Source organism: Microcoleus sp. FACHB-831 (assembly GCF_014695585.1).
In the GTDB taxonomy this organism is placed as follows: Bacteria; Cyanobacteriota; Cyanobacteriia; order Cyanobacteriales; family FACHB-T130; genus FACHB-831.
In genome coordinates this window covers 15,532-30,739 of the sequence record NZ_JACJON010000045.1, presented here as the reverse complement: position 1 = coordinate 30,739, position 15,208 = coordinate 15,532, and the positions used below count along the sequence as shown (strand labels likewise).

The window sequence follows — 15,208 nt, the reverse complement described above, 5'->3', positions numbered from 1 at the left end:
ATTCACGGTTTATACCCATAAAAATCTGATAGAATTTCGTTCATTTGGCGATTCACATACTCTATTTCTTTTTCATCTAGATACTCGGTAAATCCTCCCACTTTTCCCTTGCGGGTTTTGAAAGATTCTTCATCTTTTTTGTTACCCGGTCTTAATATCAGCGAGTTAAACTTATCCGCCTCTTCCATCTTTCTCATATTGTCAAAAGATGCGTATTCAACCGCTTCAGAGATAATTTCATCGCTTATTTGCTCTAGCCCCACAAAGTTTAAAACTCTCCTTACTTCCTGGTGGGGATTGGCATGAATATCTTCATACCTTACAAGCAAAAGACCTGTTGGAACGTGCTGATTTTCTACCCAAATGTTGTAAAATCTTAACAAGCTATTAAAGCCGCCTATTTCTTCATGTATGTAGGTAGGCAAGTCACCTTCGTAGAGTTTTATACGATCGACGTAAGGTTTTAAATGTTCTAGCTTGCTTAAAACTTTAACATGGTCGGCGCTAATGCGTTTGCTATGTTCAAAGTAGTTGGATACAATGACATCTCTTGGATCGCGTACCAACAATATAACTTTGGCGTGCTTGTATTTTTCCTTAGATTGCTCTAATTCCTGGGGCTTTTTCCATTGAGGATCGTCATCGTGACTAACTACAATTTTAGGTACGTCAGGATGTAGACTTGATAGCTGGCTCAACTCCAGCGTTCTCATCAGAATATCGGGATGAGATAAATCAAAGTAACGTTCGAGCGATCGCCCGATCATCAACCTCAGCCAAGTTCGTCCGCATTTGGGGAAGGAAATTAAAAAAGCGTCAGCAGAACGATCGTCATACCAGACGCCAAGCTTGCGCCCTATAGGGGTTTTTGCTAATTTTCCGATCAGCGTTCCAACTCTTCTGCTGGTTTGAGGTGGAAGCTTACTTTTGATGTTCTGCCAGCCGCTTACGATAAGCCGCCGAGTTGACTGTGGATTCATTACCAAAATATGTGACTCCTAATTTTATTCGATTGCGCTCGTTTCCTAGAAAACTACCACAAGCTAAATCGCTATAAGAACTATGCCCCTGATATCTGTTATTGTTCCCGTTTTTAATGGTGAAATTACCATTCGAGACACTATTGAATCGGTTTTAAACCAAAGTTTCTCAGATTTTGAATTAATAACGATAGATGATGGCTCGCAAGACTCCAGCCTGGATATTATTTCCCAAATCCCCGATTCCCGAATTAAGGTCTTTTCGTATTCTAATGCTGGGCTAGCTGCCAGCCGCAACCGGGGATTAGCCCAGGCTTCGGGGGAATATATTTCATTTATAGATGCAGATGACCTCTGGACGCAAGATAAGCTGGAGGCGCAGCTAAATGCGCTGATCGACAATCCTCAAGCGGGAGTTGCTTATAGTTGGACAGACTATATAGATGACTCTAGCCAGTTTTTGCGTCGGGGCAGTCATATAAGTGCCAATGGCGATGTTTTAGAGAAGCTGTTGTTAGTGAATTTCTTAGAAAATGGCTCAAACCCCTTGATACGCAGGGAAGCTTTTAACTCTGTAGGTAACTTTGACGAGTCGCTTCCGGCGGCTCAAGATTGGGATATGTGGTTGCGGTTGGCAGCTCGTTATCATTTTATCGCCGTGCGATCGCCACAAATTTTATATAGAGTATCTGCTAGTTCAATGTCTGCTAATGTTTTCAGGCTGGAAGCTGCAACTTTGCAAGTATTTGAAAAAGCCTATAGTAGCGCTCCGGAAACCTTACAGCACTTAAAAAGATACAGTCTGGCTAACCTTTACAAGTATCTTACGTTTAAAGCCTTAGAAGGTTCTCCTAAACAACAAAGAGGCGCGATCGCTGCCCGCTTTTTCTGGAATGCTATAAAAAACGATCCGTCTTTGGCTCGACACGCACGAGTGATGTTTAAATCTTTGTTGAAAATTTCCACAGTGGCTCTACTACCTCCTCAGCAGTCAGAGCCTTTGTTAACTAAATTTAAGAATTTTGCCGATATTAATGGTTTGCTCAACTACATCCGTGCGGACATCAAGTAAGTAGAAATTTGACTTCTCGCTCACTCCTACTCGCAGTACAGAGACAAGCAATATTTAGCTTGTAGAGAAGCAGTTAGGGTTAATTTTCTTACTTTTTAGATAAACTTTTAACCTTCCTTAGCAATGCCTCAGCTTGTTTAGATGGTAGTAGAGTTACTGCTGCAATTTTAAATAAAGCTATCAATAAAATTACTGGGTTTTGGAGCATAGCTGGATCGTTTCTAACCGCATTCCCAAGAAATCTAGCGGCTACTAAGCCTCTACGCCTTTCTGGAATTCCATCAAGAGTTTTAAAGGTAAGATACTTATAACGATTTGCCAAAATCTCTCTTTTAAGAGGCTGTAAAGATTCATTCCCAGAAGCAAAAGCTTTTTCAATTATTTTTAAACTTTCATCCTCAATACGCCAAACATTAGAAGACATCGAACTAGGAGCAACCCTATATAGAATTTGTGGTGATGGCACCGCTACAAAATTATAACGGGCTGCCAACCGCAGCCACATATCCCAATCGGCAGTATTCATCAGCGACTCATCAAAGCCACCAACTTCGACTAAAGCTTGTCGCCGAATTAAAGGATTAGAACCACTTTCTATAAAATCTTTTACTAATAAATTTTTATAAACATCCCCTGTCCTCGCAATATGAAGACCTGGACGTAAAAATCGCCCGGATTCGTCAATCCAATTAGTCCAGCTATAAGCGACACCTGCTTGAGGATTTTCTTGCAAAGCTTTTAACTGCGCTTCTAATTTATCCGGTGTCCAGATATCGTCTGCATCCAGAAACGAAATATATTCGCCAGTAGCATGAGAAAACCCCCGGTTGCGACTCGCCGATACGCCAGCATTGGCATAGGAAAAGACTTTCAACCGGGGTTCTGAAATGCACGATACAATCTCTAGAGTTGAGTCTTGCGAACCATCATTAATGACGATTATTTCCAAGTCTGAGAAACTTTGATTTATGACTGACTCAATTGTTTCCCGAATAGTTTTTTCACTATTGTAAGCAGGAATAATCGTAGAGATTGTCGGCATAGCTACAAGCGATCGCTCCTTACAGAACAGCTTGAGCTTCTGGCAGTTTCAGCGGCGTTTTTTTTGTAAATGTCAGGGCATGGTTCGCGCAATCAACTACTACTACATCCCCCTCCACAAAAGTATTTTCCAACAGTTTTGTGGCCATTGGGTTTTCCACTTCCCTCTGAATTGCCCGCTTCAACGGACGCGCCCCATAAACAGGATCGTACCCTGCTTGCGCCAGGTGATCTTGAGCGGCTGGAGTGAGTTCTAAACTAATTTTTTGGTCACCTAACAGTTGTTGTATGCGCTTGATTTGAATGCCGACAATCGATCTCAATTCAGACTTACTAAGAGTGTGGAAGATAATATTATCATCCACGCGGTTGAGAAATTCTGGACGGAAATGCGATCGCAGCGCATCTGTCACCCGCTTCGTCATCAATTCGTACTGCGAATCATCACCAGCAACACCTAAAATATGATCGCTGCCAATATTACTCGTCATTACAATAACTGTGTTACGGAAATCAACAGTCCTCCCCTGAGAATCTGTAATCCGCCCATCATCCAGTACTTGCAGCAAAATATTAAACACATCCCTATGGGCCTTCTCCACTTCGTCGAGCAATACTACCGAGTAAGGACGGCGGCGAATTGCCTCGGAAAGTTGGCCCCCTTCTTCGTAACCCACATACCCCGGAGGCGCACCGACTAGACGGGATACAGCGTGTTTTTCCATGTATTCCGACATATCGATCCGCACTAAAGCGTCATCGCTGTCAAATAAAAACTGGGCTAAGGCGCGGGCAAGTTCGGTTTTTCCTACACCAGTTGGCCCCATAAACAGGAAAGAACCTATAGGGCGCCCGGGGTCTTTCATCCCCGCCCTGGCGCGGCGAATGGCCGCAGAAACAGCAGAAACAGCTTCTGATTGACCGATTACCCGTTGATGCAGGTGAGATTCTAGCTGTAGCAGTTTCTGGCGTTCCGACTCCATCAGCCTATCGACGGGGATACCAGTCCACTTAGCGACAATTTGGGCAATGTCGTCTTCTCGTACTTCTTCACGCAACAAAGCCGAACCGCGTGCTTGAATTTCTAACAGCTTAGCTTCCTTAGCTTCGCGATCGCGCTGCAATGTCTCTAAGCGTCCGTACTTCAACTGCGCCGCCTTATTCAGGTCATACGCCCTCTCAGCCTGTTCGATCTGCAACTTTATCTGGTCTTCTTCTTCCTTGACGGTGTTGATATCTTGCAGAAGTTGTTTTTCCGATTGCCACTGAGAACTTAAACTGCGCTGTTTTTCGCCCAAGTCAGCAATTTCTTGTTCGATGCGTTCTAGGCGATTCGCCAAAGGCGATACCGCCTCGCCACCGCGCGATCCGCGATTGGTTTCTGCTGCTAGGGATAACTTTTCCATCTCTAGCTGCATCAGCCGCCTGTCAATAGTCTCTAATTCCGCAGGTTTAGAAGTTATCTCCATTTTCAACATTGCCGCTGCCTCATCCACCAAATCGATGGCTTTATCTGGCAGGAACCTGTCGGCGATGTAGCGGTTGGAAAGTGTCGCGGCTGCAACTAGGGCGGCATCTGTAATTGTGACGCCGTGATGGACTTCGTAGCGTTCTTTCAGCCCCCTTAAAATAGAAATCGTATCTTCAACAGTGGGCTGATTTACATAGACCTGCTGAAAGCGGCGGTCTAGTGCGGCATCTTTTTCGATGTGCTTGCGGTACTCGTCGAGCGTACTTGCGCCAATGCAGCGCAGTTCGCCCCGTGCGAGCATGGGTTTGAGCAAGTTACTCGCATCCATTGCGCCTTGGGTAGCACCAGCACCGACGACCGTGTGCAATTCGTCGATGAACAGGACAATCTGACCTTCAGATTGGGTGACTTCCTTCATCACAGCTCTGAGTCGGTCTTCAAATTCTCCCCGGTATTTTGCCCCGGCGATGAGGCTGCCCATATCTAAGCTAATCAAGCGGCGGTTTTTAAGCGATTCGGGCACGTCTCCCTTGATGATGCGCTGGGCAAGACCTTCTGCGATCGCTGTCTTTCCTACTCCAGGCTCCCCAATCAGTACGGGGTTGTTTTTGCTGCGACGCGATAGCACCTGCACCACGCGGCGTATTTCTTCATCGCGTCCGATAACGGGGTCAAGCTTTCCACCTTTTGCCTGTTCTGTTAAGTCACGACCGTATTTTTCCAGAGCTTCGTAACGTGCTTCTGGATTTTGGTCTGTAACTTTTTGTTTACCCCGGACTTCCTTGATAGCTGCTTCTAGCTTGGGGCGGTCGATGTTGAAGCTTTTGAACAAACGGCGACCGATGCGCTCATCTTCGGTGAAACCGAGTAAGAGATGTTCGACGGCAATAAACTCATCTTGCCATGCCGTGCGTGCTGATTCTGCCACATCTAACATGACCTCTAAACTTTGACCCAGGAAAAGCTGGGAAGAATCAGAGGGTTTAGCGCCACGTTGGGCAAAGACCTTGGGTTGGCTGCGAATGAAGCCTTCGAGTTGTTGGAGCAATCGAGCGGAGTCAAGGCCAACGCGAACCAGAATGCGTAAGAACAGCCCATCTTGTTGTTCTAGTAGAGCGATCGCTAAATGCTCTACCTCTAACATTTGATTTTTGAATCGACGTGCTACATCTTGGGATTGAGCGATCGCTTCCCAAGCTTTATCAGTAAATTTAGAAGGGTCGGTGGGCTGCATTTCCTAAAAATATATCTTTGTCAAATAGCGGCTCTCAGACGCCAGTATAACAATCTCAACACCCCAAGTACGTGTTATTTTCCCGGACGTTGGAATCTTTGACATGAAATGCGATCGCAATCTTTGAAAATATAAGAGTGTCTGTCACAACAATGATGGCAGTCGATCTTGGGTTATCAAGATCCTAAGTAAAGTCACTCTTGAGCAACATGGCTGGAAAAGCAATAGATAGTAATGCCAGCGCTGGTCTGGTTCTGATTTTCCCAATAGCGTTTGCGTTCGGTATTCTTTTTGTAGCATGGCCTGTGCTTTTGGCACTGATCCTGGTAGGCGCTATTTTGAGAGTTTGGCAGCACTATCAATGGCAACAGTGGAGCCAGCAAGTTAACCCTTTTTTCCACAAGCTGCTTCAGGAAAACCAGGGATGCGTTACAGCACTTGACTTGGCAATGAAGGCAAATATATCTGGCTTGGCGGCGCAGCGCTATTTGGCTACTAAAGCTGAAGAATTTGGCGCTCAACGTCGAGACTATGAAGACCAAGCCTCAGCGTATTACTTTATAACCTCTAGCACTCTGGGTAGCATATTTGACGAAAGCACGCCGCCCAGTTTAGAGGAGAGCGAAGCATCTAGCAATCAAGTTCGCACGCTTGAACAAAATACATCGCCGAGCGTACAAGAGAGCAAAACATATAGCACGCCAGCTCGCACGCTTGAACAAAGTACACCACCAAGCACAGAACAAAAAGAACCATCTAGCACTCTAGGTCGCTTATTTTACGAGAGCGAACCAGCCAGAGTAGATGAGATGGAATACTCTACCGATGATGAGACAGAAGAAGGAGAAGATGAGATCGCTTCGGATGAGCAACAAAACGAGCAGTCCCAGCAAACAAAACTAGCAACAACCCAAAAGCCAGATAAAAAATTCCTCATTCAATCGGAACTTGCCAGACGGCTTGAAGTTCATTCCAGCACCATTCACAAACGCAGATTTGAGCCATACTTCGCCGAATGGAGCCGCAGCCGAGATCCAGAGGGAATCGCCTGGAAATACTCGGCAAAGAGAAAGCTGTTTTCTCCCATCGAATAACTCCTAGTTATTCAGTAGGGTGGGCACTGCCCACCTTACGCCATCCTTACAAATCTAGACTAAATTTAGCCTTCATTCTTATTAACTTCCTTGCCCTTCCCTTATTCCCCGCCTGCTTACGATTGGTTATCCCTAATATTCAGACTCTGCCTAGCGTTGCTGTTTGGGGCAATTGTCGGGCTTGAACGACAACTTAAGCACAAACCCGCTGGCTTAAGAACTCATATGCTGGTCAGCTTTGGTGCTGCGCTATTTGTTCTCGTGCCTATCGAATTAGGGGCAACCCATCAAAGTGCTGAGACTGCTGATACTATCAGCCGAGTGGTGCAGGGGATTGCCGCTGGCGTTGGGTTTTTGGGTGCTGGGGAAATTATGCGATCGCCCCCCCAGAACCGCAGTACCGAAGAAATTCACGGACTCACGTCTGCTGCCGCTATTTGGGTTTCTGCTGCTTTGGGGATTGCTGCTGGCTGTGGGTTGTGGCAGCTTGGATTAAGCGGGGCTTTGTTATGTTTGTTTGTTCTGCGCGTGGTTAAAAAATTTGAGCCTCATACCTAATTATGTAGGTTTGTTTCTTGACGCGCTTCTTCAGATGCATACGTTCTGGTGTGATGGGCACGGCGATGTTCCTGCCAAATTTCCAGGCTGAGAATACAGGCCATCAGCCACACTATTCCAGCAGCATAGCCAGCTATGACATCTGTTGGCCAGTGGACGCCCAGATAAAGCCGACTCAGGCCGATAGCTGTAACTAATAAAATAGTGCTGGCAATAATTAATAGCCGCCAACGACGAAAGTGAATTGCCAACAGATAGCCAATCGCGCCGTAGACGACTAGGGAAACCATTGCATGACCGCTGGGGAAGCTGTAATGGTTGACATCAACGATACGTTCCCACAAGGCTGGTCGCGATCTACGGAATAGTTCTTTGAGTAAATAGTTTAAGCCGCCTGCGCCTGCGGCTGCGATCGCCAGCGTAAGTGCTTGTTCGCGCCGCCGCTGCATTAACAGCCAAATTCCCAAGCTCAATCCTACCCCTAGCAATATGACTGGCTCCCCTAACACTGTGACTGAGGGCATTACTCGATCTAGAACAGGCGTATGAAGCCGCCTAAGATCGAGTAAAATTGCCCTGTCAAATGCTTGACTTTCTTTTTCTAATACTTCGTCGGCAATTTGAGCAAATCCCCATAACGCTAGCCCCGCTACCAACAATCCGCCCGCGCGAATTGTCAACAGCACCGCCAACAACCGCTTGGAGAGGGCGTGTCGGAAAGCTACTCGCATAGACTCCAGCAAAGTTGAGATAATTCGCTGGCGGCTGTAAGGCATTATCTTATCGTCCGTGTCTAAGACAGGCTTTTCCAAGCTTCAGCCACGATGTCGCTGAGCCAGCGTCTTTGCGACTGATCTAGCAGGCTATCATCTGCTAACACTTCAGCGGTTAACTCGTCTAAAGAACGACCTTCGGAGCGAGTAATCTGAACTACACCTGCGATCGCTGCGGCGACCAACTCTTCATCGATTTGTCTTTGGCGCAGCGCCACAATTTCTTGAGAACTTGCTGGAATGGGATAATTCATGGCTAGTTAACCCCGCACCCCCTACCTTAAAGAAAATGAGATTTTTGTAAAGTTGTGTAATGAATTTTAATCAATCAGTATCCGGCAGTTTAGCGTACTTTGACCCTTAATTACTCTGTCTTCCTTGGTAATAGATTCCGCAGCGAGATCATTAATATGAGAGAAATCCTTTACTTAGAAGTTCCAACCCCCGACATAGAAGCCGTGCGTACCTGGTTACAACAGGAATTTTTGCCAAAGCAAGGGGAGAAGACTGTAACACCAGACGGCATCAAATTGCAATTTAGCGGCACTAGCAACAGTAATCACACCGCTACATCGCCTACCGCGACAATTCCGGAAATCGCCAATAACGAGGATGCGGAAATTTCTGCCTTTGTCTGGTCGGTGCAACGAACAACATATCTCAAGGTTTTCCGCTATAGCCACAAGCCAGTTCCTGATGAAAAACAAATACTGCAACAGCTTAGCGACCTCCTGAGAAACCGCTTCCCTTTGCAATATCCAGCACCACCAGCAGTTAATTTGTCCGAGCAGTCTATATTTGAGGCTCTAGCTCCCCATTACCCGGAAACAGTGCGGTTCTTCCAGAAAATGCCCAACGGGGAATACGACCTTAACCGAGTCTATTGGTGGGAGCAGCGTTGGCGCGAAAGCGTCCGCAATCCGCAGCAACCCAAACAGGTAATATTTTGTAATCCAAAATCCCATTATCAAAGCAGCAGCCCTGGGAACGAGCCAAATCCAGAATCCGAGTATGACCTAATTTATGTGGGTGGAGCATTAGGCGTCATCCACGCCGCAGTAATGGCGCAAATGGGCTATCGAGTATTGCTATTAGAGCGGTTGCCCTTTGGCCGAATGAATCGCGAGTGGAACATTTCCCGCGATGAGTTTCAAAGTTTAATTGACTTGGGCTTATTTACCCCCGCTGAATTTGAAAGCCTGATTGCCGCTGAATATATCGACGGATTCCATAAATTCTTCGATGGTAACAACCCACCGAACCTGAGAGCTAAAGTTTTACACACGCCAACAGTACTCAACGTGGGGTTAGATGCCGAAAAACTCCTGCAAGTGTGTGGGGAAAAACTGCGGGCAGCTGGGGGAGAAATTTGGGACGAGACAGAGTTTATCCGGGCTGATATTCAACCAGAGCAAGTAGTCGTTCAGACGCAGCACCTGCCAACGAAATCTGAGAAACAAGCAAGCGGGCGCTTGTTAGTGGATGCGATGGGAACAGCTTCACCCATTGCGTGGCAGATGAATGGAGGTCGCACCTTCGATAGCGTCTGCCCAACAGTGGGCGCTGTAATTGCCAGCGGATTTGAGCCTGGGGTGTGGGATTCTCGTTACGGCGACGTTCTCAACAGTCACGGGGATATTTCGCGGGGACGCCAGCTGATTTGGGAGTTATTCCCCGCCGCTGGCGAGGAAGTCACCATTTATTTGTTCCACTATCATCAGGTACACCCAGACAATCCCGGCTCTTTATTAGAGATGTACGAAGACTTTTTCACAATTCTGCCGGAGTATCGCCGATGCGATATGGAAAAGCTGGTTTGGAAAAAGCCAACATTTGGATATATTCCAGGTCATTTTAGTGTGGGAAATAGCGATCGCGCCGTTGCTTTCGACCGACTTATCTCCATTGGCGATGCCGCCTCGCTCCAATCTCCCCTAGTCTTCACCGGATTTGGTTCTCTAGTTCGCAATCTCTCGCGCTTGACTAACCTCCTCGATACCGCCCTCAAGCATAATCTCCTCGCTGCCCGCCACTTAAACCAAATTCGCGCCTATCAAAGCAACGTTTCAGTTACGTGGTTGTTTTCCAAAGGCATGATGGTTACCACTTGGCGCCACTTACCGCCTCAGCGGATTAACGCCATGCTCAATACCTTCTTTGGTATCTTGGCGATGGAACCCCTGCCAGTGGCAGACGCCTTTATCAAGGACAGAATCGAATGGCTGACATTCAACAGACTGGCGCTCAAGGCAGCTTGGCTAAACCCTGCCTTAATACTCTGGATCTGGGAGATGGCAGGTGCGAAGGATATTCTGCGCTGGCTGGGCAGCTACTTCAACTTCACGCGCTTTTCTTTGGCTCGCTGGGTGCTGGGGGGTTGGCTGCCTGGAGTAATTGGCCGATTGGAGGCTGGGTTGCAGAAGTATCCAGCCCTATGGCTTTGGCTGCTGACTGTAAGTTATGCTCTCACAGCGGGCAAGAGTAAAAATCGATCTAAAGCATTTAATCGTCAGGAGTTAGGCCAATACGGTTTGGATAAAACCGACCTAAACACCCCACCCCCCATCCCTGCGATGGAACCTCAGCCCCAACCCCTATCCTTGCAGGATAGGGGCAGGGGGCGAGGTTAACATTCCACCCCTACTTGTCGGTAAAAGGGTAAAGACCTAATGATTTGGAGGATGGGTAGAGCGCGAGCCGACCCCATCAAACCCTTGTCCATGTAGGTTTCTTAGTCAATCCACCCTACAAAATGACACGATTTAATTCAGTTGTTGTACTTATTACCCGCCGTTCTTTTTAGGAAAGGTGGGTAATTCTACAGCAGCTAGCGACTTCAGACCTTTAGAGGGGCGCTGCGGATAAAGTACTGGTGAAGGCCAGTTGGGTTGGGAGAGGATTTCTTGAGTATAAGAGCTAGGTTCGCGATCGCTTTCTGAATCTGCGTCTAAATCTTGCGCTGAACCTACGCCCTCCGGCTGGGTGCTAACTGTCAGGGGAACATCTTCAGCCTGATTCACATACGACTCAAAAGTGCGATCGCTGCTTGGTATAGTTTCACTATCGCTACTTATTGAGAAGGCATTGCTCCTCTCTGTGGCTGGTGTGAGAGGCAAATCCTCGTTCAAGTCGTCAATCATTTGAAATATAGTCGCTAGCTCTGGCTGTTCGGCAAGCAACTCACTATCTACTTCTTCTGCTTTTTGGTCTGTTGGCCGATCTTCAGCATCTAATACTGCGTCTATCCAATCCAATTCGCCAGAGCTATCCCCATAATCAGGTTCTGGTTCCTGTGAGTTAGTCCAGGTGGAATCTTCAAGATCGTTATCTTCCGAAGAAGCTGACGGTTGTGCTGACCAAGGTCGAATTGGCTGCGCTTTAGGTATTAGAGCCTTGGCTGCCAGCATATTTTGTATATAGCGGCGCTGCGATAAGCTTTGACCAGGAGAACCAGCTATCTCAGGATTGCCGTCAGAGTTTATCGCAGGCATTTCCAGACATTTTTCTAGCGCTGTTTTAAATTGCAGGGTGTGGCGTTGTTGGCGTTGCAAGCGATCGCGCAACTCGCGTACTGTCGTTTCGCTTTGCAGCAAAGCGTGGGTTTGGTCGTTGCAGCGCTGAGCCGTGTAAGCGCATTCCCGTTCCATTTGAGCTATGCGTTCTTGGCTGCTTTCGAGCTGCTCTGTTAAAGTTTCGATCAAAATTTGCTGGCGCTGGGCGACTTGATGGGACAGTTCCAACTCGCGGAACGTCCTAGACAATTGCTCTTGAGCGGTATCGAGTTCCGAAGTTTGTTCAAGGATTATTGTTTCTTGCGATCGCGCTCTCTGTCTGTGCGACTCTATTACTTCTTGGCACTCTTCTAATCCTTTCTCCAGTTGATTCACTCGGTTAAGCAAGCCGCGATTGCGCGATCGCAACTTTTGTATCAGTGCTAACCAATCCGCCTCTGATGCTGGAAGATGAACTGTCGCTTCATTTGTTGCAACTAAGTTGTTACTGTCTGCGGCTGAACTGGCGCTATCTGCGACATCCGCAGAAATAGCTCCTGCAAATTCTCTTGTCCGATCTGGCTCCCAATTTTGGCCTGTATCCTCTAAGTCAGGTGGCCCAACATCGTTGACTATCTGCCTAGCTTCAGATCTAATTTCTTCGGTATTAGGATCTGCAACTGTTTCATCTGAAACTTTTAAGTTGTCTGCGGCGATCGCATCGCTGGTGTTGTTTTCCGTTGCCTTTGTGAAATCAACGACAATGGTTTCAATAGTTTTCGGTTCTGTGGGATCTGACACTTGTAAGTTTTCTGATGCGATCGCCGCATCAATCAAATCCTGTTCTGTCGCATCCATAGCCGCAGCGAGTATGGACTCAATCAAATCAGATGCGTCAGGTAGAGGCTGGGACTGGTTATTTTCTTGGGTGCTATCAGCTTCACTCATTGCTCAATCTCAGAGATTTAGGAATCCTCGGTTTATTCTTAACTTTGCGCGGGTTAATGGTCGGTGTGGTTCTAGGATTTGTGCTAAATCTCAAGTTTTTACAGCAGTTTTGACCACCCACCTTGCCCAACATCACCTAATTTAAAATCATCTACAAAACTCGTCATAAGCAAGTCAAAAGTTAAAAGCGCCCCAAATCCGGGTGTAGCTTTGCTTCCCCGGATCTTGGGGCAAGACAGGCACTCATACAAAAGAAATAAAAGCTATGCATTTCAAGACTTTTGGGCAGTGCGGGGGCAAATTAAATGTTTAACAGCTTACAACAAATTTTGAGTTATACAGAATGTACCAGAATTAAACCATCAACAGGATGTAATTTTGGTTAGGTCGTAGAATGCATTGACGGTCAGGTTCGCCGCATGGCGGGAAGGGTAGCGATCGCTGACTAAAATATAAAATGCCGCTGACTATTAAGATAATACTTGCACCAGTACATCTCGATGCATCAGCGCCCTGTCTGCTAATGACTGAATTTGGTGAGGATTAAGTGGGTCGCCATTGGCGTAGTGTTCCAACCAAGTCTGGCTGATAGTATTGCAATCGTCTGGCAATTGGCTTAAATCCCATCCAGGCATATTCAATTCCTGCATGAGGGCGTTAACCTTGGGGTCGTAACTTAGGGCAAAGCATCGGCATTCTTGTGAAGCTGCCATAATCAGGCTGTGGAAGCGCATCCCGATAGCCATTTCGACGCCCTGAAACAAGCCTTTTAATTCTCTAGGATCTTCTAGAGAGAAAATATGACTGGAACCGGGTAGGCGGGGTTGAATTGACTGAGCGATCGCCAAATCTTTGGATGCTTGGAAGGGGACGAGTAATATGCAAGTATTGGTAGCTTTTTGAAAGTCAACTAGAGCCTGGGTCAGGGTTTCTAGCCGTTCTGGGGTTAGTTGCGGATGTTCGCGTAAGGTAACGGCTACTCTAGGGGCGGGTAAATCCCACAATCCTTTAACTGGTGATGCGTCCAATGCCCAAACGGGGTCGGGGGCTAAGGTACAAGAAAGGTGCCACTCTTGGAGCAACGCCGCAGAAGCGCGATCGCGGACGCTGATGGCCTCGCAACCCGTGAAGGTTCTTTTTGCTAAAGAGCGAGTCAACGGGCGTTTCAGCGGGCCAATACCCTGCGCCCAGGCAATAGTTTTTAAGCCTTGCTGCTGTGCCAAGCCCATCAATCCGGCATAGTATATGGGACTGGCAGCACTGGTGGCGTCTTGTATGAGACTACCGCCACCCCAGATAAATGAATCTGACTTGCGGAGTGCGCTTAGGACTTGGAAGAAAGACTTGCGATCGCAGCTTTCGACACCATAGCGCTTGTGCGTCCAATCTGGATTGCCAGAAAGTACCAGCGGCTTTATATGATTTGGTAACATTTGTAACAGCGATGCCAGCAATGCCTCATCGCCTGCATTGCCTTGACCGTAATAACCGCACAATACCGCCCTCGTCATTTGGGATTTTAGATTTTAGATTGGGATTTTGGTAGGATACCAAAATCAGCCAGCTCTCAGTCTATTTAAATTCCTCAGACGGACTAATACACACCAGCCTCGATCAAAATTACTCTATAGGAATGAGAACCGCTGTAGCAGGTAAGACCATCATCCTGGTATCTTGCACTAGGGGTTGAGAAACTCCAACGGGGCGAAATCTAAAATCTAAAATTGATTAATGCACGCTTTATCTATTCCCACTTGGATTATTCACATCTCCAGCGTCATCGAGTGGATTGTTGCCATTTGGTTGATCTGGACTTACGGTGAAGTTAGCCGCAACCGGGCTTGGCGAGCTTTATCTTTGGCGATGCTACCAGCCTTAGTCAGTGCTATGTGTGCCTGTACTTGGCACTATTTTGATAACCCCGAATCTTTAGAATGGCTTGTCAACTTGCAAGCTGGGATGACTTTAGTTGGTAACTTTACACTTTGGGCAGCTGCTTGGTGGATTTGGCGAACAAAAACCACTACTACTGATAGCAAGCCGAGTATCTCTACTTATTCAGAACCACAACAATGATATCTAAAGAAGCCCTCTTCGCCCTATCCCTATTTCCCTACTTGGGTTTTTTGTGGTTTATCAGTCGCTCTGGACAGATGCCGCGTTTAGCGCTGATTGGATTTTATATGACGTTGGTATTTGTTGGCGTCACTATTCCAGCAGGAATTTACGCCAAAGTTAGTTATGGTGAGTCTTTAGCAAATATAGACTGGCTACACGGGGGAGCGGAATTTTTTTTGACGCTTTCTAATATTTTGATAGTGCTGGGTTTCAGACAGGGTGTAATTCAGAGCAAGCAGGCGGCGAAATGAAGTGGGTTAGCTCAAAAACGTGATGGCGTGGGTGTGGCGATCGCTAATCATCCGGATTTGAGATCAACTATAAAGAATAAAGAATATTTGGTGCGAGTTGGATAAAAGGTACTATCCGCAAGAGTGTCAGCAAAAATTTCAAAAATTACATTTCATATTTCATAGTTCGTACTTAAT

13 protein-coding genes are annotated in these 15,208 nt (G+C 46.8%); 6 read left to right on the top strand and 7 right to left on the bottom strand.

What is annotated here, in order from left to right; translation table 11 throughout:
* Window positions 1–2: 2 nt before the first annotated feature.
* Window positions 3–980, bottom strand: a complete 978-nt coding sequence (locus tag H6F77_RS12150; protein ID WP_190488785.1) for a sulfotransferase domain-containing protein — start codon at window positions 978–980, stop codon at window positions 3–5.
* An 82-nt stretch (window positions 981–1,062) separates the two neighbouring features.
* Here H6F77_RS12150 and H6F77_RS12145 point away from each other — a divergent pair, with 82 nt between their 5' ends.
* Window positions 1,063–2,052, top strand: coding sequence for a glycosyltransferase (locus H6F77_RS12145; protein WP_190488783.1), 990 nt, complete (start codon window positions 1,063–1,065; stop codon window positions 2,050–2,052).
* An 88-nt stretch (window positions 2,053–2,140) separates the two neighbouring features.
* Here H6F77_RS12145 and H6F77_RS12140 read toward each other — a convergent pair whose 3' ends face one another.
* Both H6F77_RS12140 and clpB read right to left on the bottom strand, forming a co-directional pair.
* Window positions 2,141–3,094 carry a glycosyltransferase gene (locus tag H6F77_RS12140; protein WP_190488781.1) on the bottom strand — a complete coding sequence of 318 codons (954 nt, stop codon included), beginning with the start codon at window positions 3,092–3,094 and terminating at the stop codon, window positions 2,141–2,143.
* Window positions 3,095–3,113: 19 nt separating this feature from the next.
* On the bottom strand, window positions 3,114–5,798 hold the full coding sequence (gene clpB, locus H6F77_RS12135; protein WP_190488779.1) for an ATP-dependent chaperone ClpB: 2,685 nt from the start codon (window positions 5,796–5,798) through the stop codon (window positions 3,114–3,116).
* 209 nt (window positions 5,799–6,007) lie between these two features.
* Between clpB and H6F77_RS12130 the strand changes: the two genes are divergently transcribed.
* Together H6F77_RS12130 and H6F77_RS12125 are read left to right on the top strand one after the other, a co-directional pair.
* Window positions 6,008–6,892, top strand: coding sequence for a hypothetical protein (locus H6F77_RS12130; RefSeq protein ID WP_190488777.1), 885 nt, complete (start codon window positions 6,008–6,010; stop codon window positions 6,890–6,892).
* Window positions 6,893–6,982: 90 nt separating this feature from the next.
* Window positions 6,983–7,450 (top strand): MgtC/SapB family protein, encoded by a 468-nt coding sequence (locus H6F77_RS12125; protein ID WP_190488774.1) that lies wholly within the window; start codon window positions 6,983–6,985, stop codon window positions 7,448–7,450.
* Here H6F77_RS12125 and H6F77_RS12120 read toward each other — a convergent pair.
* Together H6F77_RS12120 and H6F77_RS12115 are read right to left on the bottom strand one after the other, a co-directional pair.
* Window positions 7,447–8,262, bottom strand: a complete 816-nt coding sequence (locus H6F77_RS12120; protein ID WP_242022108.1) for a phosphatase PAP2 family protein — start codon at window positions 8,260–8,262, stop codon at window positions 7,447–7,449. The genes H6F77_RS12125 and H6F77_RS12120 overlap by 4 nt on opposite strands.
* Window positions 8,244–8,477 (bottom strand): hypothetical protein, encoded by a 234-nt coding sequence (locus H6F77_RS12115; RefSeq protein WP_190488772.1) that lies wholly within the window; start codon window positions 8,475–8,477, stop codon window positions 8,244–8,246. Before H6F77_RS12115 ends, H6F77_RS12120 begins: the two co-directional genes overlap by 19 nt.
* A gap of 156 nt (window positions 8,478–8,633) precedes the next feature.
* On the opposite strand from H6F77_RS12115, the gene H6F77_RS12110 reads away from it, so the two are divergent.
* Window positions 8,634–10,853, top strand: coding sequence for an NAD(P)/FAD-dependent oxidoreductase (locus H6F77_RS12110; RefSeq protein WP_242022106.1), 2,220 nt, complete (start codon window positions 8,634–8,636; stop codon window positions 10,851–10,853).
* 153 nt (window positions 10,854–11,006) lie between these two features.
* Here the strand turns inward: H6F77_RS12110 and H6F77_RS12105 are convergent, their stop codons facing one another.
* The gene (locus H6F77_RS12105) at window positions 11,007–12,662 is read right to left on the bottom strand and encodes a hypothetical protein (RefSeq protein WP_190488770.1); all 1,656 of its coding nucleotides are present in this window, start codon (window positions 12,660–12,662) and stop codon (window positions 11,007–11,009) included.
* A 470-nt stretch (window positions 12,663–13,132) separates the two neighbouring features.
* Window positions 13,133–14,173: a polysaccharide pyruvyl transferase CsaB gene (gene csaB, locus H6F77_RS12100; protein WP_190488768.1), complete on the bottom strand. Its 1,041-nt coding sequence runs from the start codon at window positions 14,171–14,173 to the stop codon at window positions 13,133–13,135.
* 220 nt (window positions 14,174–14,393) lie between these two features.
* Between csaB and H6F77_RS12095 the strand changes: the two genes are divergently transcribed.
* Entirely contained in the window at window positions 14,394–14,738 is a 345-nt protein-coding gene (locus H6F77_RS12095) for a DUF2499 domain-containing protein (RefSeq protein ID WP_190488766.1), read from the top strand.
* On the top strand, window positions 14,735–15,031 hold the full coding sequence (locus tag H6F77_RS12090; RefSeq protein ID WP_190488765.1) for a DUF3593 domain-containing protein: 297 nt from the start codon (window positions 14,735–14,737) through the stop codon (window positions 15,029–15,031). Before H6F77_RS12095 ends, H6F77_RS12090 begins: the two co-directional genes overlap by 4 nt.
* Window positions 15,032–15,208: the final 177 nt, after the last annotated feature.

What these genes read in the sequence shown, in the direction of transcription:
- H6F77_RS12130 (WP_190488777.1), top strand. Translation starts at nt 6,008, where the DNA reads ATGGCTGGAAAAGCAATAGATAGTAATGCCAGCGCTGGTCTGGTTCTG.
- clpB (WP_190488779.1), bottom strand. Translation starts at nt 5,798, where the DNA reads ATGCAGCCCACCGACCCTTCTAAATTTACTGATAAAGCTTGGGAAGCG.
- H6F77_RS12145 (WP_190488783.1), top strand. Translation starts at nt 1,063, where the DNA reads ATGCCCCTGATATCTGTTATTGTTCCCGTTTTTAATGGTGAAATTACC.
- H6F77_RS12090 (WP_190488765.1), top strand. Translation starts at nt 14,735, where the DNA reads ATGATATCTAAAGAAGCCCTCTTCGCCCTATCCCTATTTCCCTACTTG.
- H6F77_RS12150 (WP_190488785.1), bottom strand. Translation starts at nt 980, where the DNA reads ATGAATCCACAGTCAACTCGGCGGCTTATCGTAAGCGGCTGGCAGAAC.
- H6F77_RS12140 (WP_190488781.1), bottom strand. Translation starts at nt 3,094, where the DNA reads ATGCCGACAATCTCTACGATTATTCCTGCTTACAATAGTGAAAAAACT.
- H6F77_RS12115 (WP_190488772.1), bottom strand. Translation starts at nt 8,477, where the DNA reads ATGAATTATCCCATTCCAGCAAGTTCTCAAGAAATTGTGGCGCTGCGC.
- csaB (WP_190488768.1), bottom strand. Translation starts at nt 14,173, where the DNA reads ATGACGAGGGCGGTATTGTGCGGTTATTACGGTCAAGGCAATGCAGGC.
- H6F77_RS12095 (WP_190488766.1), top strand. Translation starts at nt 14,394, where the DNA reads ATGCACGCTTTATCTATTCCCACTTGGATTATTCACATCTCCAGCGTC.
- H6F77_RS12105 (WP_190488770.1), bottom strand. Translation starts at nt 12,662, where the DNA reads ATGAGTGAAGCTGATAGCACCCAAGAAAATAACCAGTCCCAGCCTCTA.
- H6F77_RS12110 (WP_242022106.1), top strand. Translation starts at nt 8,634, where the DNA reads ATGAGAGAAATCCTTTACTTAGAAGTTCCAACCCCCGACATAGAAGCC.